This window comes from Alistipes montrealensis (assembly GCF_018362775.1).
GTDB lineage: Bacteria > Bacteroidota > Bacteroidia > Bacteroidales > Rikenellaceae > Alistipes > Alistipes montrealensis.
This window is the reverse complement of sequence record NZ_JAGYXY010000004.1, coordinates 136,518-154,857: the sequence shown is the minus strand read 5'-3', so window position 1 is coordinate 154,857 and position 18,340 is coordinate 136,518. Positions and strand designations below refer to the sequence as shown.

The window sequence follows — 18,340 nt, the reverse complement described above, 5'->3', positions numbered from 1 at the left end:
AATTAAGTTTCATAGTGCAAAGATGCGGCCCGAAACTGAAACGAATCTGAAAAATCCTATTTTCTGCAATTATTTTTTCGCTGTCCGGAAATCGATCGTGAAGCAATGCCGCTTATCCATATAGGAGTAGGCAACCTTCAGGCCGTAGAGCCGGCAAACGGCATCGACCACGGCAAGGCCCAGCCCCGTCGAACCCTCCTTCTTCGCCCCCTGGTAGAACCGGTCGAAGATATGCCCGGCATCGAGCGGGCTGCCGGCTCCGCTGTTGCAAACCGTAAAGCGCTGCGGGGTAATATCCACCGTCACTTCGCCGCCCTCGTCGCCATGGACAAAAGCGTTTTTCACGAGATTGGCAACCACGCTCCCGGCCAGCGACGGATTCATCCGGACCGTAAGCCGCCCCTGTTCCGCAAGCGTGAAACGCATGTTGCGGTAGGCGTAAATCTCCTCCATATCCTCGGCCGTACGGCGCACCAGCGCGTTCATGTCGACCTCTTCGGCCTCGGGGAACTGACCGTTGTCGATCTTCGACAGCAGCAGCAGCGAGCGGTTGAGCCGCACGAGGTAGTCCAGCGTCCGCTGCACCTTGGCGATCTCGCCCAACTGCTCCTCCGTGAGCGACTGTGCATCGTCGACCAGCATCTCCAGCCGGTTGCGGCATACCGCCAGCGGAGTCTGCATCTCGTGCGAGGCGTTGCCGATAAACTGTTTCTGCCGCTCGAACGACGACTCGGCGCGCTCGGCATAGCGCCGCGCGGCGTCGTTCAGCCGCCGGAACTCCGTAACGGAGGTTTCGACTGTCAGCGGCGCGTTCTGCGCCCCCACGGTATAGCCGTCCAACCATCGCAGCAGGGCATAAAGGGGCCGCATCGTCCGGTAGAGCACGACGACCGTAACCAGCAGGATCATCAGCAGCAGGAACAGGTAAAGGCAAACCATCCAGTAAAGAATCGACTCCCGAAGGTCGTCTTTTTCGATCGTCGGGGTCATCACCGTCAGTTCGCGCCATTGTCCCGCGCCGTCGCGAAAAACCTTGCGCAACACGCGGGCCGGCTCTTCGTCGTCGCGTTCGGGAATGAAAATCTCTTCGTCCGAATAGCGTTCATGGTACTGTGCGGCGGCGTATTCGGCCGACACGTCGTGCAGGAAATAGCCGTTATTGCCCTCGGCGGCCGGCTCGGGGAGCTCCCGCCCGGCGAGGACCCGTTTGACGATCACCTCGGCGCGGGCTTCGAGCGCATCGTCCACCTCGTCGTTGATCTCGTCAACCAGCGTAAAGTAGAACAGCACGGCCCATGCCGCCAGCAGCAGCGACAACGCCCAGGAAAGGTGCAGCAGGATGCGGTAGACCAGTTTCACGGCTGTACGAGTTTATAGCCGAAACCATAGACAGCACGGATCTCGATATCGGCGCCCGCGTCGTGGAGCTTGCGGCGCAGGTTTTTCATCTGCGCATAGACGAAATCGAAATTGTCGGCCTGGTCGATATGATCGCCCCAGACCCCTTCGGCCAGTGCGGTTTTGTCGACCGTATGGTTCGGACGATTCATAAAATAGAGGAGGATGTCGTACTCCTTGCGCAGCAATTCGACTTCGCGGCCTGCCACCTCGACCCGGCGGCTGTCGGGCCACAGGCGCACGTTGCCCGCATCGAGGCTCTCCTGCCCTTCGCGTTGGTTGCGGCGCAGGACGCTGCGGATACGGGCGCTCAGCTCCGCCAGGTGGAACGGCTTGGGAAGGTAATCGTCGGCCCCGAGTTCCAGCCCTTCGATTTTGTCGTCGAGCGAATCGCGGGCCGAAATGATAATTACCCCGGCACGGTTACGCCGCGTTTTCAGCTCTTCGAGCAGCCGCAGTCCGCTCCCGCCGGGCAGCATGATATCCAACAGGATACAGTCGTAGTCGTACGCAGCGATCTTGTCGAGCGCAGCTGCGTAATCGGCCGCCTGCTCGACGACGTAATGCTCCCGGACAAGGGTCCGGGCCATAATCTCCCGCAGGGAGGGTTCGTCTTCGATGATGAGTATTTTCATAAAATAGTCCTATTTCCCGGCCGGGTTCCTTCGAAACGCTCCGACATGTCATCGCCTCTTAAAACCCGCCTCTCAGGCGGGCAAAATTACGGCCGGAATCCGAAAGGAAACTGAAATACCCGTATCAGCACTGCCCGGTTCGCCGGAAATAGTTCCGCAGCACCAGCAGCGCGATGAGTTTTTCGCGCTCACGGTCCCGGAACTGAGCAATATACTCGTGCGCGTGCGCGATGATTGCCTCGGCCTGGGCGGGGTGCTCGATATAGTAACGCATCCGCTCTTCCAGGTCAGAGTAGTCGGGCTTGATCTCCACATAGTGATAATCGGGAATGAGCGTTCCCTCCATGAACCACGTTTCGTAGGTCGGACGCGGCATCACAGCCAGCGAGTTCGACGACATGATCCACTTGAGGTTCGTCGCCACGTCATAGCCTTCGATCGCCAGAATAAACTTGTACTTCAGGTGGTCGTACATCGAAATATGCGGTTTGACCCACTCCGCAGGATATTCGGGACGGGGCGTCGAAATCCCGGCATCGCAGCAGTCCGAACCGAAATACATGCGCATGAAGCGCTCCCGATGGGGACGGCGCGTGATCGCCAGCCGGAAAATAGCCCTGTCGGCCTTCTCCCGGAACGGGATGTCGTCCCGCAAAAAAATGAAATGGCGGACTTTGTCCAGATTCAGCAGCACCGAATTGGCATTGTCGTCCCCGATGGGCCGGCTCTTGACGATCGACGGAACTTCGGGAACCGTCGTCACATCGCCGGGAATGGTATTCCACAGCAAACTGTCGCTGAACCAACGGGTGAACTCGTAGGTATCGAAGAAATAGGCCGTCCGGACGCCCTTGCGGAATTTATGATCTCCCAACGGATGCAGTCCTTCGAGGGAGGACGCCGCAACTGCCGGATCGAGTTTGTTGTAATAATCCGCCCGGCGGCAAATATATTCCCAGTCGGCACGGCTCTCGGCCGCTTCAAGCACACGTTCCAGGCGCGACTGCAGCAACCGTTTCGGCGTCGCATAGCGCCCGAAACTCCGCAGGAACCAAAACAGTTTAATCTGCTTGTTGTGGAAAATACGGTTCAGACGGTTCATCGGCAATCAATCGGTTTAAAGCAACAAAGATAAAAAAATTCCGGGAACAGGAATAAAAAAAGGCGGAAACATCCGTTTCCGCCTTTTATCGGGATCGTCCCGTTTATGCTTCCGAGCCGTCATAGGCCCACTTCACATAGGTAGCGCCCCAGGTATATCCGCCGCCGAAAGCAGCCAGAATCAGGTTGTCGCCCTTGCGGAGCTTGTCTTCATAATCGTAGAGGCACGTCGGGATCGTTGCGGCCGTGGTATTTCCGTTGCGGTCGATATTGATCATGCACTTGTCCTGGGTAATGCCCATACGGCGCGCCGTAGCGTCGATGATACGCAGGTTGGCCTGGTGGGGAACCAGGTAGCGGACATCGTCGCCCTTGAGGTTGTGACGCTCCATCATCTCCACCGAAACGTCGGACATCTTCGATACGGCAGCCTTGAACACGGCGTGGCCGTCCCACATGATCGTATGCCAGTTGTTCTGCACCGTCTCGATCGAAGCCGGGAAGCGCGAACCGCCCGCCTTCATGTAGAGCTGCATCTCGCCCGAACCGTCGGAACGCAGGATCGAATCCACGACTCCGTAACCTTCCGTGTTGGCCTCCAGGAGTACAGCGGCGGCGGCGTCGCCGAAGAGCGGGCAGGTCGAACGGTCGGTGTAGTCGACAATGCTCGACATCTTGTCGGCGCCGACGACGATGACCTTCTTGCTCGTGCCGGCCTCGATGAACTTAGCACCGGCGGTCAGAGCGAACAGGAAACCGCTGCACGCCGCCGAAACGTCGAATGCGAAGGCATTCTTGCAACCGGCCTGGTCGGCAATCAGGTTACCCGTCGAGGGGAAGAACATATCGGGAGTCACGGTAGCGCAAATCACCACGTCGATCTCCATGGGATCGACACCCGTCTTATCCAACAAATTGATGACCGCACGGGCGCCCATGTAGGAACTTCCTACACCCTCGCCCTTGAGGATATGGCGCGTCTTGATTCCCGTATGCGACATGATCCACTCGTCGTTGGTATCGACCATCCGGCTTAATTCGTCGTTGGTGAGGATGTATTCCGGAAGGTATTGCCCTACACCTGTTATAGCTGCTGTTATCTTACCCATTAGCTTTGGCTTTTCGTGTTTTGATTAGTTTTGAAACGCACGTTGCAGTTTCGCTGTCAGATCGGCTTTGATGACCTGCTCGGTCGAGAGGATCATGCTCTTGATGGCCTGGGGCGAAGAGCATCCATGACCGATGATGACGGGCGCATTGACGCCCAGGACGGGAGTTCCGCCCACATTTTCGTAATTCATGGCATCCCAGAAGGCGTTGCGGCAGCCCAGGGCCATGTTGATGCGGTAGAGGCCTTCGGCCATTTTGAGGATCGTATTGCCGACGAATCCGTCGCAAACGACCACGTCGGCCACTTTGCCCGAGAAGATATACGAAGCCTCGACGTTGCCCACGAAGTTGATTCGATTATCCTCCTTCAGCATTTCGTACGTGGCCTTGCTCTGGGCGTTGCCCTTGGTCTCCTCCTCGCCGATGTTGAGCACCGCTACGCGCGGACGCTCGATGCCCAGCACCGCCTCGGCGTAAATCGAGCCGATCAGGCCGTACTGCGCCAGTACTTCGGGCTTGCAGTCCACATTCAGTCCCACGTCCAGCAACAGCGCAGGAGAGCCTGCAACCGTAGGAACGACGGACGAAATCGTGGGACGAACCACTCCTTCGATCGGTTTGACGGCATACATCGAACCGACCATCATGGCTCCGGTCGAACCGGCGCTTGCGAATCCGTCGATAGCGCCTTTTGCCAAATGGCCGAAACCGACCGTAATGCTCGAATCGGCCTTGGCCTGGAAAGCCTTGGCCGGATGGTCGCCCATCTCGATTACCTCGGTGGTTGCAACGATTCCGAACCGCTCGGCGGGACACCCCTCCGAAGCGAGTACGGATTTAATCTTCTGTTCATCGCCGAACAGCACGATCCGGCTGTCCGCCCCAATCGCATCGAGTGCCATGACGGCCCCTTTGACGGCCGCTTCGGGAGCGTAATCGCCGCCCATGGCATCTACACCAATCTTTATCATACTCGTACGAGTGTTGGTTGATATCTTCGTCTCGCTCCGCCCCGGCTCCCGGAAAACACACGCAACTGGGATGCAAACGGCCGAAAGGAGACCTTCATAAATTAAAAAAGAGGCACTCCCCGAGAGGATGCACTCTTTTGAGCGCCGGATTTATTCGGCAGCTTTCTTCTCGATAGCGAGCTTTCCGCGATAGAAGCCGCACTCGGGGCATACGCGGTGGTACAGCACGGCTGCGCCGCAGTTCGAGCAGGTTACGACCGTCGGAACGACAGCTTTGTAGTGAGTTCTGCGCTTATCGCGTCGCGTCGACGAGACTTTGTGTTTAGGATGTGCCATTTTAAAATATAATTTATAAGTTTAAACGTTTCTTTTCCGTGTTTATTTCGCGGCGTCGGGGTCTTTTCCCTCGCCGCTCTCCGCGCCTTCGGCTTCCATCTGCTCGCGCAGGGCCGCCAGCTTGGCCCATTCGCCGTCATTGTGTTCCCCTACGGCCTCGGCCGCAGCTTCGATCGAAGCGAACTCCCGGTCCGAAACGATCCGGAAGCGTTCGAGCATTTCGGGATTGCACTCCCCGTCGGGATGCACCCGCTGGTAGGGCAGCGACAGCACGATGCTCTCGTAGATGTACTGCGCGAGTTCCACCCGGTCCTCGCCCGGCAGCATCCACATCACTTCGCCGTCGTATTCGTGCACCTCGTCGGAGAATTTCACCACGAGCTGCCCCTCGAAATCGATGGGTACACGGCAATCCTCCAGGCAACGGTCGCACTCGACGACGACATAACCCGTGATCCGTACGTCGAGTATGAGCTGCGTCTCCGAGCGGTCCATGCCGACCGAGACCTCACACCGTCCGTCTTTGATCTCCGTGCTCCCGAAGGCCTCGAACAACGATTCGTCGACTTCGAACCGGAAGTCGTGACGACCATTTTTCAGCCCTTTGTAAGCAATCGAATATCGCTGAGCTACCTCCATTTGAGCATATTTAGTGCGCAAAGTTACGAAAAAATAAGACATATGCAAAGAAAACCACGAGTTTTAGCACTCCCGGCCCGGCAGGGTGCAAATAAATTTGGCGTTGCACGACAGTTGTATTATTTTTACGGAAAAATAGCCTGCGCACGTTCGATGGAGCCAATCCGGCCCGGCATCCCGCCTGCGCAGCCCCGGCAGAATATGAGCGAAAAAGGATTTACAATCGAAGTCACGAGCCGCTACGAAGGGTGGTGGCGCTACAATGCAGCACTGATGTGCGGCTGTTTCGACGCCGCAAACCAGCGCATCGGCTTCGCCTCGGCGGCCTCCGACGTGGCCGACGTAGGTTCGAACCTCACCGAACGCCCCGACGGCATCGCCGCAGACCGCTCCGCGGTGCTGGAGACCATGCCGTGCGACCACCTCGTGCTCTACCTATATATTATTCCCAATACGCTGCCCGCGGGCAACGACATCGAAGCGAACAAGCCTTTCGAAATCGAGTTGCGCATCTCCTACGCCGGGCGGCGCCTGCGGACCGAAAAGCGGGCGATCAACCAGTGGTCGGGCGCCTCGGTCGAAATGCGGGTGGAGTCGGGAAAATAAGATTATTCGACAGCTGAAAAGGAGCCCTCCGTCTTAGTGCCATGACGCCGCGTTCCATACCAGCACCCGTGAACCTGCTCGATTTCCCCCGAACTATTATTCCGGAGCGAGCACACGAACGGAGCCGTAACGTCATAGGTAATATGAGTTACAACCACCCGATACTGTGTACCGGACGGTAAATCCGGGCCGGCCGTAACCGTCATCCGGATCCAGTTATCCGTATAAACCTCATCGGGGACAAAAGGAACTATGCAAAAACTCCCCGATGTCAGATTGCCGTCACTGTCAACCTCCGGAACCGAAACTTCGGGAGCATTCAGCGGACCGTCCAGCGGTGTTTCAAATACGAACCAGGAAGAAATTCCGGTCTCCGATTCATGCGAATGCCGCATCAATACCGGGCGCAAAAAAAAGAGGGAACCTTTGCAGGTTCCCTCCCGTTTATCGAATGGCTCGATTATTTGTTGTTGAATGCAGCCATCTTCTCGATGAGCATCACAACCTTGTTCGAGTAGCCCCACTCGTTGTCATACCAGGCTACGAGCTTCACGAAGTTGGCGTTCAGCGCGATACCGGCCTTGGCATCGAAGATCGAGGTGTTGGCGTCGCCCGTGAAGTCGGTCGAAACCACGTCGTCCTCGGTGTACTCGATGATACCCTTGAACTCGTTCTCGGCAGCGTGCTTCATGGCAGCCTTGATCTCGTCGTACGAAGCGCCCTTCTCCAGACGACAGGTCAGGTCGACTACCGAAACGTCGAGGGTCGGAACACGGAATGCCATACCGGTCAGTTTGCCGTTCAGGGCGGGGATCACCTTGCCTACGGCCTTGGCAGCACCGGTCGACGAAGGGATGATGTTGCCGCCGGCAGCACGGCCGCCGCGCCAGTCCTTCATCGAGGGACCGTCGACAGTCTTCTGCGTTGCGGTGGTAGCGTGAACGGTCGTCATCAGACCCTCGACGATACCGAACTTGTCGTTGATAACCTTGGCAAGCGGAGCAAGGCAGTTCGTGGTGCACGATGCATTCGAAACGATCGTCTGGCCGGCATAGCTGTCGGTATTGACGCCGCATACGAACATCGGGGTGTCGTCCTTCGAAGGAGCCGACATTACGACATACTTGGCTCCTGCTGCGATGTGGGCCTCGGCCTTCTCCTTGGTCAGGAACAGACCCGTCGACTCAACGACGTACTCGGCGCCTACCTCGTTCCACTTCAGGTTTGCGGGATCCTTCTCGGCGGTCACGCGGATAGCCTTGCCGTTTACGATCAGCTGGCTCTTCTCTACGTTGTAGTCAACCGTACCGTTGAAGCGGCCGTGAACCGAGTCGTACTTGAGCATGTAGGCCATGTAGTCTACGGGTACGAGGTCGTTGATACCTACAACCTCAACGTTTGCGTTGTTGCACGCTGCGCGGAACACCAGACGGCCGATACGACCGAAGCCGTTGATACCGATTTTAATAGTTGCCATAAGATTTTGAATTATTTGTTAGTAAAAAATTGCGTTATTTTTTTAACAGCACAAAAGTACACACTTTATACAATTTTCGCAAATAAAAAATTAAATTTTTTTACGAACCACGGACGCACCTGTTTTTCAGGCCGCCCCGGACTGCCGCAGGCTGTCGTTTCCCCGACCACACAGCCGGTTCCGCCCCTATTGCACGGCTTTTTTCGCCCGTTTAGCCATGGCCGAAGCGAAGACGAAATCGTTGAGTTCGCGGTTGTCGGCATGCAGGATGTCGTCCTTCGTCCCCTCCCACCATTTGCGGCCGTCGTGGATGTATACAATTTTCTCGCCGATCTCCATCACGGAGTTCATGTCGTGGGTATTGATGATCGTCGTGATGCCGTATTCCTCGGTGATTTCGTGAATCAGGTTGTCGATGACGATCGAGGTCTGCGGGTCGAGGCCCGAGTTCGGCTCGTCGCAGAACAGGTAACGGGGATTCATCACGATAGCGCGGGCAATGGCCACGCGTTTGATCATACCGCCCGACAATTCGGCCGGATAAAGGTTGTTGGCATTGTCGAGCCGCACGCGCTGGAGACAGAAATTCACGCGCTCCATCTTCTCCGCCTCGCTCTGCGAAGTGAAGAGGTCGAGCGGCAGTTTGACATTCTCCACAACGGTCGAGGAGTCCAGCAGGGCCCCGCCCTGGAAAATCATGCCGATATCCTTGCGGATGGCTTTGCGTTCGCGGAAACCCAGCCGGGTAAAGTTCACGTCATCGTACCACACGTCGCCCGAATCGGGCTCGTGCAGTCCCACCAGCGTCTTGAGCAGCACGGTCTTTCCCGAGCCGCTGCGGCCGATGATGAGGTTTGTTTTCCCGGTTTCGAATTCCACCGAGATGTCGTCGAGCACCACCCGGCCGTCGAACGACTTGACGATATGTTCGGCGCGTATCATATGAGCAGGACTTGTGTCAGGATAAGGTCGAAAAGCAGGATCACCACGCAGCTGGCCACCACGGCGCGCGTCGAGGCCGTACCGACTTCGAGCGAATTGCCCCGGGCATTGTAGCCGTAGAAGGCCGAAATCGAGGTGATGATGTAGGCGAAAAAGACGGTCTTGATCAGCGTGTAGGTGATCGAATAGGGCTTGAAATCCATCAAAAGGCCGTCGACATAGTCGGCGGGGATCATGATGCCCGTCGCGGCGGCGATCAGGTATCCGCCCAGGATACCGATCAGGATCGAAAGGATCGTCAGGAAGGGAAAGAAGATCATCGCGGCGACGATCTTCGGGAGAATGAGGTACGAGGCGGAGTTGACGCCCATGATTTCGAGAGCGTCGATCTGCTCGGTGATGCGCATCGTACCGATCTCCGAGGCAATGCTCGACCCGACCTTTCCGGCGAGGATCAGCGCCACGACCGCAGACGAAAATTCGAGGATCATCGTCTCGCGCGTGGCATAACCCACCAGCGAACGGGGAATGAACGGCGAATCGAGGTTGATGCACATCTGCAACGTGATGACCGCACCGATGAAGACCGAAATAAGTGCCGTCAGGCCGATCGAATTGATACCGAGGACCTCCATTTCGTAGACGATCCGCCGACGGTAGATCGCAGCCTTCTCCGGACGGGAAAAGACCTTTCCCATCAGCATGAAGTAGCGCCCTATGAGTTCGAAAATTTTCAGCATGCTATTCCTTTTCCTCTTCGAAATCGACGTAGTCTCCCACGTCCTTCGACACGCGCTTCTCGGGCGTTCCCGGGGTTTTGTGCACCTTCACTTCGCCTTCGCGCTGTTTGCGCTGCTGTTCCGCAAAGGGCGAGCCGAACCCGCTGAAACCTTCCGGCCCGGACCGCTGCCCGAAGCCTTCGCCGAACTGCTCCTCCATCTGCTTGCGAACCTTGTAGATCCGCCAGCGGAAGGCCAGCATCAGCACGACGATCAATAAAATAAGTCCCATAAAAAAGTACAAAATAAACAGTGCGATGCCTTTGAGCAGCGCAGGAGCGCCGAGCGCCAGTATGACAACGACGAGCGTCGTCAGCGGATTGCGCTGTACGAACCTCACCAGGGAGTCGATGATTGCCAGTATAAAATTCATTCCGATTTCGGTTTACATCCCTGCAAAGACAGTGCAAGCCGGGCGCAGCGGCAAATTTATCCGACGCTGCCGGCGTGCAGCCTGTCCGAGCAAAGTTTATCTTTGCAAAGGTAGGGAAAATTATGCGTATTTCAATTAAATGTCGTAAATTTGGCGTTTGAAAATTCCCGGCATCGTCCGTTTGCTCCCGGGCCGCACTTCCCGCCGCAGGCGGTGGAACGAACCCCTGTCCGGGGCGAAGGTTCGGAGGCGGATCGGATTTGCAGACCCGCCCGCCGGCCGTGATGCCCCGCCGGAAACAGCGCACAAAACGATACGTAAAAAATAACAAAACAATGTCAACTCTCCTGAGCCCTCTCACAGCCATTTCGCCCGTCGACGGGCGTTACCGTAATAAAACGGAGAAACTAGCCGATTATTTTTCCGAGCAGGCACTTATCCGCTACCGCATCCGCGTCGAAGTGGAGTATTTCATCGCGTTGTGCGAACTGCCGCTTCCGCAGCTTGCCGGTATCGACCGTTCGAAATTCGCCGCCCTGCGCGCCCTCTACCTCGATTTCTCGGCCGCCGACGCCGAGCGGGTGAAGGAAATCGAGTCGGTAACGAACCACGACGTAAAAGCCATCGAGTACATTATCAAGGAGAAAATGGACACCCTGGGACTGGAGTCCTACAAGGAGTTCGTGCATTTCGGCCTCACCTCGCAGGACATCAACAATACGGCCATCCCGCTCTCGCTGAAAGAGGCGATGACAGGCGTCTACTATCCCGTCGTCGAGGAGGTCCGCGACAAATTGGCGTCGTTTGCCGAGCAGTGGCGCGAAGTTCCGATGCTGGCACGCACACACGGACAGCCCGCCTCGCCGACGACGCTCGGGAAGGAATTCATGGTCTTCGTCGAGCGTATCGAAAAGCAACTGGCCATGCTCCACGACATCGCCGTTCCGGCGAAGTTCGGCGGCGCCACGGGCAACTTCAACGCCCACCGCGCAGCCTATCCGCAGTACGACTGGGTGGCTTTCGCCAACCGGTTCGTGGGCGAGACGCTGGGCCTCTGCCGCTCGCAGTACACCACGCAGATCGAGCACTACGACAACCTAGCTGCCATCTTCGATAACATGAAGCGCATCGACACCATTCTCGTCGACCTTTCGCGCGACATGTGGACCTACATTTCGATGGAGTACTTCAAGCAGCAGATCAAGGCCGGGGAGGTCGGTTCGAGCGCCATGCCCCACAAGGTCAACCCCATCGACTTCGAGAACGCCGAAGGGAACTTCGGCATCGCCAACGCCGTCTTCGAGCACCTCGCGTCGAAACTGCCCGTTTCGCGCCTCCAGCGCGACCTGACCGACTCGACCGTGCTGCGCAACATCGGCGTGCCCATGGCCCACGCGGTGATCGGTTTGCTGTCGTTGCTGAAGGGGCTGAACAAAGTGATCCTCAACCCCGAAGCGCTGGCGCGCGACCTCGAGAACAACTGGGCCGTCGTAGCCGAAGGCATCCAGACCATCCTGCGCCGCGAAGGTTTCCCCAAACCGTATGAGGCATTGAAAGCACTTACCCGGACCAACACCCACATCACCCGCGAGTCGATCGCAGCGTTCATCGAGACGCTCAACGTCGCCGAAAGCGTCAAAGAGGAACTGCGTGCGCTTTCACCCTCGACCTATACGGGTGTATTCCGGTAGGCCGGCATATACACCGAAAACTAAAGGCAGGACCCGACGGGTCCTGCCTTTGTTTATTCGGAACGGTTCGTTACTCCTTGCAGCAACGCACCGTGTAGCCGTAGGAACGCTCCTTGTCCAGTTCGATATTGATCGAGCCGGTTCCGCTCGACAACTTACTGCGGAAGAAGAGGTGATAGGACTTCACCGAAGATGCTTCCACCGACCAGTAAGCGCCCGAACCGCCGGTCGAGGCACGCAGGCCCACAATGGCGCCCGAACTGTAATTGCGATAACCCTGCGCCGGATACCAGGCCGTCTGCCCCTCGTGGGTGTAGGTCATGCCGTAATTCGCCCCGTCCCATACGGAAACCCCGTCGATATACTGGCGGCCTGCGCTCATATCTTCCCAGGCATCGGTTTTAGGAACCTTATATCCCGGAGGACAGGGATCGTTGAGCGTCTTGCTTTCGCCCCAGAGTTTCGGATTCGGCGAGGCGAGCCAGTTGTAGCCGGTTCCGACCGTATTGTTATAGAATGTCATGGGATTGGCCGCAGCCCCGGCTGTCGTCGTCGTGCTTTTGCTGAAAGCCCAGCCCAAGGCAGGATAGGCCGGATTCAGCACCGTGCCGTTTTTCGCCTCGAGGAAAGCGTTGGCCGAAGCCTCGGCTTTTTTGCCGCCGTAGAACGGGTCCTTGCGGCCCCACTGGTAATACATGCCGTAGGCATCCGTACCGCCGACAGTCGTGCCCACGGCGCCCAGGTTGCGGTCCATGAACACCGTGCCGTTCTTGTAGGTCATCGTCTGCGGGGCATCCGTTACCCAGACGTGCCAGCTCCATACAATTACGCCGTCTTCCATCAGGGCGACGAGGGCGTTGCCCCTGCCGTCGCCGACCGTCAGGGAGATGTCGCCGGAGGTCTTGTCGAAAGCAACGTCCGAAACAAGCCCCTCGGAATCGGTCCACAGCCAGTCGGCCGTCATGCCGTCCGTCAGGGAGATCGCCGGCTCGAAACCGACACCCTCACCGGCGCCGTTTCCGCGCACTTTGGCATTGAAAACATACTTCCCGGGAGCCGGAACCACATAGCAGTTGGCCGTTCCCGCGGCACTTAGGTCGTTGACCTGCGCAGCCGAAAGCGTCCCGCCGTCCGCCAGCAGTATCTCCACCTTGCCGTCCCCGGCCGTTACCGACCGGAACAGGGCCACCCGCTCGTCGCCCGTGGTTTTGATCGGGTTTCCGGCGGCGTTCACGATCTGCCACGGCATTGCAGCGGCATCCGTCGTCACGGTCCAGAAACCTTTATCATCGCGCCCCATGACGGGAACAGGTCCCGAAACAGGCATTTTCGCTCCGGCGGCATCTTTCAGCCAGGGAGTATCCTTCTCCGCGGCCAGCGTCCAGTAATAAACGTCTCCGTCGGCGGCAATGCCCACCAGCGGCGCCTCCGCGGCCTCCGCATCGCAGGCTACCGTAATCTGCGTACCGTCGCGAAACGTAAGCAGCACGCTGCCTTCGGCCTCGGCCAGCGCCCGCACTTCCGAACGCGACACGGCTTCAGCCAGCGCTTTCAGCGAGACCAGTCCGGCGTTCAGGTCTTCGATTTTCTGTAACAGTTCAGCCGAGGGAGGGGGTACGGGTTTGTCTCCGTCCGGGTCCGAGGGGCCCGATTCGCTCTTGCAGCCGCCTAGGAGCAGTGCCCAGGAGCAGATCATAAGTAACTTTTTCATCATGCTTTGTTTTTCAGTTAATGGTTCCATCTGTTCTGTCTCGTCCGTAACGGACAAACATCACGGTGGATACCGCACAGGCAGAAACAGGCATAATGACCCGGCAAAGCATGGCGACGACTTCCTCATCCGACCGTAAAAAAGTCTGTCCGAAGAGGTTCGCTCCCAATGGAAAAAGAAGGCTGAAGTAAATAAGTACGTACGGAAAACCGCCGGTAACGACTTCAGGCGCTCCCTTTCTCCGCAGGAGCAAACACCCTATCTCGCAAGGCAGGTCTTCTGACTTGTCCCCCGGCGCAACGCCTTCCCGGTCCCGGAGGACCAGTGGCTCAGATTGTCGCGACGAGAATGCCCTTTCGGGCGGGACTCACAGCAGCGGGAACTGTTGCCGATTCACACGGCATTCCCTTTTAATTCCCCTCCATGGGGAAACCATTGCACCGCGAAGGTACGGCTTTTATCGGCAGGATGCAAACGATCCGGCGGATTATTTGCACAGGATACGAAAACCGCTTCTGCACAACAGGCCGGACCGTTTCGACCAAAATGCGCCCTTTTCCCGACTGACACCGCAGCAACTCTGGCACGCGCTTTGTACTTATTCCAGTCAACTGCGGAACAGCAACCGCAGTGAGGTTTCTTCATTTATTTAAGTTTGGGTTAGTAGTTTTAGGAGGGCAACCTCCTGGGGGCAGCAGGCAATCGTGAGATTCCCTGCTGTTTTTGTATGTGCCCGCGCGGCCCTCCGAAAACTCCTTTCAACCGGTTCACGCAGCAACCCTCCCCACGCATGCAGAACGGCACGAAGGCCGACAGTGCGCTAACGGCACATCGCCTGCCCGGAAACCGGACGCGAAGTGCCGTTAGCACCCTGCTGCTGCGCAGCATCCCGCACACGCCGGAGCCTTTGCCCTGCTCCTGCGGTCGTTAGCAGTTTACAACCGAAAATCAGTTTCGAAAGGCAACCTCCCGGGGATAGCAGGCAATCGTGAGATTCCCTGCTGTTTTTTTGTCCCCGGAGGTCCTCCTACTAACCGAACAATTCGTTGAGCACCGCAGCCAGGCGGTACGAGGCCTTGATCAACTGGCTTTCGGGCAGCAGGTAGGTGTCCAGCACGAACTGCTTGTCGTAGGTCTCGTCGGCCCGCTGCCAATCGTAGATCACCCGGCACGCGACGGCGGTTTCGTGCAGCCATTCACGGGGCGTACCCTTGGCCATGGCGGCCTTCTCGCGCTTGGAGAAGGTGTCCAGCAACTGTTGATACTCGCTGTAACTCCAGCCGTGGGCCCCGTCCAGCACACCCCAGTCCCACATCGCATGGTAGGACATCTTCCTGCCGTTGAGGTCCGCGCGGCCGCTCTTGCAACCGGCGTATTTGACATGCGAGGGACAGTGCATGTCACCCACGATGTGGATCACATACATCAGGTTCAGCCGCACGAGCGAATCGCTCATATTCCGGTAGTCTTTCAGCCGGTCGACGGCGCGCATCAGTTCGACGACGCAATTGGTCTTCCCCTTGCGCAGGGTGTCGACCAGTTGCATGCCGGCATCCACATAACTCACATGCTCGACGTTTCGGAATTCGGGCGTATCGCGGTACTTGTCCATCCACGATGCGTAGTAAACGATCGAATGGTCGAGGTAGCGGGCGATATTCCTCTTCGCCCGGGGCGTCAGGTTGCATTCGGCGATATACGCAATGGCGTCGTGGCGTGTGCGGTCCCATGCCTGCGACGGCAGCGCCGCGCAGAGCATAAGGCTCAACAAAAACAGTTTCAGGTTTTTCATTGTCTTTCAAATTAACGGGTTAACGATTCGGCGCGGAAGTTATCGAACTGCACGCGGTTCTTGCTTTTGACCGCCGGGGCGAACACCACGCGGGTCGTAGCATCGGCTCCCGTGATCGTGAAAGAGAAACCCTCCCACGCATTGCCGCGCGACAAGGTGAACGAAATGATTCCGCCCGAAGCGCCTTCGATGGTCCCGGCGCCCTTCAGGCTGGCCGTCAGGGTTTTGTTCGTATCGGCCGCACCGGAGAAATACTGGAAGAAATAGGTGGCGTCGAAGCTGACCTTCACGTCGTCCGTACCGGTAATGCCGGTGAATGCCGGGGTGATCAGGTTGCCCAACGCCGACGACGAATTGAGGTGAATATACCCCGGACGGGTGTAAACGCTCTTGTTGGTCGCATCGTAACCCCAGCCGTTGAGCGACACGGTTCCTTCCTTTTCCAGCAGGTCGAGGCGCACCATCGTATCCACCGTACAATAGGTGTTGATCCAGTCGGTGTTGGTCGCCAGCAGGGCACTGCCGCTCCAGGGATCGGCCCAGGAGAAATCGTCCTGGAAGTAGACCGTGGCCGTCGAAGGAAGAATATCGGCCCGAACCGCCGCCGAAGGCTCCGACGAGCGGAACGTCTGCGGAATCTCCACCTTCGAACTGTTGTAGTTCATGTGGTTGGCCACCACGCGGAAATTGAAATAGGGGTAATTGCCGAAATTCTTCCCGGCCAGCCCGCCGATATGTACACGGGGTTCCCACGTTTTACCCGTAGCGACCACCTGTCCGTTCGGCAGTTCCACAAAATAGGTGTAATCCGTCGCATCGGACACCTCGGCCCAGGAAGCCTCGAAACCATAGGCGCTGTTGGCGGAAACGGTCACGCCGGAAGGCGTCGCGAGCTGGGGCAATCCGCCTCCGGACGACTTTACATCGCCCTCGACGGGATCGCTCCAGGCGGATTCCTTATAGGTCTTGTCGCCTTCGGCGGGCAGGGCGCGGACCGTCAGGCGGGCCGAAGTCCCGGCGATCAGTCCGGTAAATTCGGCCGACAGCTCCGTCGTCTTGCCGCTGCGCGAGGCGACCACCTCGCCGCAGTTGAGACAGGTGTAGGAATACTCGTACTCCGCGGCCTGCGAGACCTCGGTCCAGGCGAACTTCACAGAACTTTCGGTAGCGGCATCCTGGTCGAACGTCACCGCAGGAACCGCCAGCGGTATCAGGTCTACCGAAGGTTTGTCGTCCGGGCCCGCCTTGACGATCCGCACGTCGTCCAGGAACCAGCGGTTGGCCTTGGTTTCCTCCACCGATTCGAAGACCAGTTGTGTGGCGTCGGTCGCGCCGTAGACGATCAGCGTCTTCTCTTCCCACTGCACCGGCGTTTCGGTCTGCATGACGAGCACCTTCTCCGTCGACACACCGTCGTTGACCGTACCCGGACCGATCACCCGCACCTGCATGGTCGAGGGATCCCACGTGCCGTTGGCAGCGACGTAAATACAGCATTTGAAAGTAACCTTGAGATCCGCCGCACGGTTTTTCCGGATGTCCAGCGTCGGGCTTACCAGGCCTCCGCCGCAACCCGCCGCATTGGAACCGCGCCCCATCTTGACATAGCCGATACGCAGGTAAACGCGCTCCTTGAGTTTGTTGTCATCGGTCTTCCACCCCGATCCGACGAGGGCGTTATAGGCCTCCTGCCCGTGGCTTGCCGCCGTTATGCCGTTCCAGTAGGTTTCTGCCGTAAGCGGCGTAGGATACGTCCCGATGTAATCGGTTCCGCCGTATACGTCGGTCACCCACGAAAAATCGTCCTCGAAATAGACGTAACCTTCCGGCTTGCCGTCGTCGCCGCCGACCTGGAAAGCAACCTCCTGTCCCTCGCCGAAGTTGCCCTCGTAAAGGCGGAAGTCGTCGATGCGGTAACCGCCTGCGGGGGCTTCGACCTTAAAATCGAGCGTGGGATTGTCCTCGCCGACCCAGAACCGCGCCAGGACCTCTTTCCAGTCGCCTGCGCCGTCGATCACTTCGTATTGCAGGGCGATCAGTTCGTCGCCGCCGTTCCCGACGAGCACCCGGAACCGGTCGGGCGTCAGTTCGCCGCCGGGAGCCAGCACGCCCATCTTCAGGCGGAAATAGGAGTCGTCCCGGGTCGCCACGTCGCGCACGGAAAACGAGGGTGTCACAGTTTCCGGGCCCTCTCCGGGAGCCTCCAGCACGATATTGTTACCGCCCGAAGCCTCGTCGTAGCCCGACGAAGGCGTGTCGGCCGACACGAAAGCGTTTACGCCGGAGAATCCCACCGCCGAAGCACCGACGCCTTCCGGTTGCCACGCCGTATAGCCGCCCACGGCGACCGGCTCCGCAACGGCCGAAGCCCCGGCCCCGGTGCGGATGTAGTAGATAAGTTCATCGGAGGAACCCTGCGTCACCTCGATCTGTGCGGTCACGCCGTCCAGCGAATCGAACCGAAGCGTCGTCGAACGCCTGCCCCCGGGATTCACGGCCGCGGTGACCTTCACCGTCTGGTTGCCGTACGCCGCACGGGGCGCGACGGTCAGCCAGTCGGCATCTTCGTCGAGGTTGATCACCCAATAGACATTCGACAGGACATCGAACGTGACATCGCCGCCTTCGTAGGTCATTCCACGCTTGTTGGCGCTGACCGAAGAAGCGCTGAGTGCGAGCGTCTCATCCCCGGTCCGGTCCGTACTGCAGGCCCCGGCGACCAGCGCCGCGAGTCCCAACAGCCATATACTGTACTTTTTCATGCTCTTCGTTTTTCAGG

At 58.1% G+C, this 18,340-nt stretch carries 16 protein-coding genes and 1 riboswitch; of the genes, 2 read left to right on the top strand and 14 right to left on the bottom strand.

Annotation, left to right across the window (positions count from 1 at the left end):
* Positions 1-69: 69 nt before the first annotated feature.
* The 7 genes from KG007_RS09660 to KG007_RS09630 form a co-directional block, all read right to left on the bottom strand.
* On the bottom strand, positions 70-1,359 hold the full coding sequence (locus KG007_RS09660) for a sensor histidine kinase (protein ID WP_213348499.1): 1,290 nt from the start codon (positions 1,357-1,359) through the stop codon (positions 70-72).
* Positions 1,356-2,033, bottom strand: coding sequence for a response regulator transcription factor (locus KG007_RS09655; RefSeq protein ID WP_195461074.1), 678 nt, complete (start codon positions 2,031-2,033; stop codon positions 1,356-1,358). The genes KG007_RS09660 and KG007_RS09655 overlap by 4 nt, the downstream gene beginning before the upstream one ends.
* A 124-nt stretch (positions 2,034-2,157) precedes the next feature.
* A complete protein-coding gene (locus KG007_RS09650; RefSeq protein ID WP_249413302.1) occupies positions 2,158-3,135 on the bottom strand; it encodes a glycosyl transferase family 90 in 978 nt (325 codons plus the stop codon).
* A 103-nt stretch (positions 3,136-3,238) separates the two neighbouring features.
* The gene (locus KG007_RS09645) at positions 3,239-4,243 is read right to left on the bottom strand and encodes a beta-ketoacyl-ACP synthase III (RefSeq protein ID WP_195461072.1); all 1,005 of its coding nucleotides are present in this window, start codon (positions 4,241-4,243) and stop codon (positions 3,239-3,241) included.
* Positions 4,244-4,267: 24 nt separating this feature from the next.
* Positions 4,268-5,215: a phosphate acyltransferase PlsX gene (gene plsX / locus KG007_RS09640; protein WP_195461071.1), complete on the bottom strand. Its 948-nt coding sequence runs from the start codon at positions 5,213-5,215 to the stop codon at positions 4,268-4,270.
* A gap of 150 nt (positions 5,216-5,365) precedes the next feature.
* Positions 5,366-5,551, bottom strand: coding sequence for a 50S ribosomal protein L32 (rpmF, locus tag KG007_RS09635; protein ID WP_141427982.1), 186 nt, complete (start codon positions 5,549-5,551; stop codon positions 5,366-5,368).
* A gap of 42 nt (positions 5,552-5,593) precedes the next feature.
* Positions 5,594-6,190 (bottom strand): YceD family protein, encoded by a 597-nt coding sequence (locus KG007_RS09630; protein ID WP_195461070.1) that lies wholly within the window; start codon positions 6,188-6,190, stop codon positions 5,594-5,596.
* Between the two features lie 201 nt (positions 6,191-6,391).
* Here KG007_RS09630 and KG007_RS09625 point away from each other — a divergent pair, with 201 nt between their 5' ends.
* Positions 6,392-6,796 carry a hypothetical protein gene (locus tag KG007_RS09625; protein WP_195461069.1) on the top strand — a complete coding sequence of 135 codons (405 nt, stop codon included), beginning with the start codon at positions 6,392-6,394 and terminating at the stop codon, positions 6,794-6,796.
* A gap of 460 nt (positions 6,797-7,256) precedes the next feature.
* Here the strand turns inward: KG007_RS09625 and gap are convergent, their stop codons facing one another.
* From gap to KG007_RS09605, 4 genes are all read right to left on the bottom strand, one after another.
* The gene (gap, locus tag KG007_RS09620; RefSeq protein WP_195461068.1) at positions 7,257-8,273 is read right to left on the bottom strand and encodes a type I glyceraldehyde-3-phosphate dehydrogenase; all 1,017 of its coding nucleotides are present in this window, start codon (positions 8,271-8,273) and stop codon (positions 7,257-7,259) included.
* Between the two features lie 186 nt (positions 8,274-8,459).
* A complete protein-coding gene (locus KG007_RS09615) occupies positions 8,460-9,215 on the bottom strand; it encodes an ABC transporter ATP-binding protein (protein WP_195461067.1) in 756 nt (251 codons plus the stop codon).
* Positions 9,212-9,955: an MlaE family ABC transporter permease gene (locus KG007_RS09610; RefSeq protein ID WP_213348495.1), complete on the bottom strand. Its 744-nt coding sequence runs from the start codon at positions 9,953-9,955 to the stop codon at positions 9,212-9,214. The genes KG007_RS09615 and KG007_RS09610 overlap by 4 nt, the downstream gene beginning before the upstream one ends.
* A gap of 1 nt (position 9,956) precedes the next feature.
* Positions 9,957-10,367 (bottom strand): DUF4834 family protein, encoded by a 411-nt coding sequence (locus tag KG007_RS09605; RefSeq protein WP_213348493.1) that lies wholly within the window; start codon positions 10,365-10,367, stop codon positions 9,957-9,959.
* A 335-nt stretch (positions 10,368-10,702) separates the two neighbouring features.
* Between KG007_RS09605 and purB the strand changes: the two genes are divergently transcribed.
* Entirely contained in the window at positions 10,703-12,058 is a 1,356-nt protein-coding gene (gene purB, locus KG007_RS09600; protein WP_213348492.1) for an adenylosuccinate lyase, read from the top strand.
* A gap of 70 nt (positions 12,059-12,128) precedes the next feature.
* Here purB and KG007_RS09595 read toward each other — a convergent pair whose 3' ends face one another.
* The 3 genes from KG007_RS09595 to KG007_RS09585 all read right to left on the bottom strand — a co-directional run bounded on the left by KG007_RS09595 (position 12,129) and on the right by KG007_RS09585 (position 18,323).
* A complete protein-coding gene (locus KG007_RS09595; protein ID WP_249413301.1) occupies positions 12,129-13,769 on the bottom strand; it encodes a PL29 family lyase N-terminal domain-containing protein in 1,641 nt (546 codons plus the stop codon).
* Positions 13,770-14,021: 252 nt separating this feature from the next.
* A riboswitch (cobalamin riboswitch) is annotated at positions 14,022-14,222 on the bottom strand.
* Between the two features lie 577 nt (positions 14,223-14,799).
* Positions 14,800-15,561, bottom strand: coding sequence for a S1/P1 nuclease (locus KG007_RS09590; protein WP_249413300.1), 762 nt, complete (start codon positions 15,559-15,561; stop codon positions 14,800-14,802).
* 11 nt (positions 15,562-15,572) lie between these two features.
* Positions 15,573-18,323: a BACON domain-containing protein gene (locus tag KG007_RS09585; protein WP_213348488.1), complete on the bottom strand. Its 2,751-nt coding sequence runs from the start codon at positions 18,321-18,323 to the stop codon at positions 15,573-15,575.
* Between the last annotated feature and the right edge of the window lie 17 nt (positions 18,324-18,340).

What these genes read in the sequence shown, in the direction of transcription:
- plsX (WP_195461071.1), bottom strand. Translation starts at nt 5,215, where the DNA reads ATGATAAAGATTGGTGTAGATGCCATGGGCGGCGATTACGCTCCCGAA.
- KG007_RS09645 (WP_195461072.1), bottom strand. Translation starts at nt 4,243, where the DNA reads ATGGGTAAGATAACAGCAGCTATAACAGGTGTAGGGCAATACCTTCCG.
- KG007_RS09605 (WP_213348493.1), bottom strand. Translation starts at nt 10,367, where the DNA reads ATGAATTTTATACTGGCAATCATCGACTCCCTGGTGAGGTTCGTACAG.
- KG007_RS09610 (WP_213348495.1), bottom strand. Translation starts at nt 9,955, where the DNA reads ATGCTGAAAATTTTCGAACTCATAGGGCGCTACTTCATGCTGATGGGA.
- KG007_RS09615 (WP_195461067.1), bottom strand. Translation starts at nt 9,215, where the DNA reads ATGATACGCGCCGAACATATCGTCAAGTCGTTCGACGGCCGGGTGGTG.
- KG007_RS09630 (WP_195461070.1), bottom strand. Translation starts at nt 6,190, where the DNA reads ATGGAGGTAGCTCAGCGATATTCGATTGCTTACAAAGGGCTGAAAAAT.
- KG007_RS09655 (WP_195461074.1), bottom strand. Translation starts at nt 2,033, where the DNA reads ATGAAAATACTCATCATCGAAGACGAACCCTCCCTGCGGGAGATTATG.
- purB (WP_213348492.1), top strand. Translation starts at nt 10,703, where the DNA reads ATGTCAACTCTCCTGAGCCCTCTCACAGCCATTTCGCCCGTCGACGGG.
- KG007_RS09585 (WP_213348488.1), bottom strand. Translation starts at nt 18,323, where the DNA reads ATGAAAAAGTACAGTATATGGCTGTTGGGACTCGCGGCGCTGGTCGCC.
- KG007_RS09650 (WP_249413302.1), bottom strand. Translation starts at nt 3,135, where the DNA reads ATGAACCGTCTGAACCGTATTTTCCACAACAAGCAGATTAAACTGTTT.
- rpmF (WP_141427982.1), bottom strand. Translation starts at nt 5,551, where the DNA reads ATGGCACATCCTAAACACAAAGTCTCGTCGACGCGACGCGATAAGCGC.
- KG007_RS09590 (WP_249413300.1), bottom strand. Translation starts at nt 15,561, where the DNA reads ATGAAAAACCTGAAACTGTTTTTGTTGAGCCTTATGCTCTGCGCGGCG.
- gap (WP_195461068.1), bottom strand. Translation starts at nt 8,273, where the DNA reads ATGGCAACTATTAAAATCGGTATCAACGGCTTCGGTCGTATCGGCCGT.
- KG007_RS09625 (WP_195461069.1), top strand. Translation starts at nt 6,392, where the DNA reads ATGAGCGAAAAAGGATTTACAATCGAAGTCACGAGCCGCTACGAAGGG.
- KG007_RS09595 (WP_249413301.1), bottom strand. Translation starts at nt 13,769, where the DNA reads ATGAAAAAGTTACTTATGATCTGCTCCTGGGCACTGCTCCTAGGCGGC.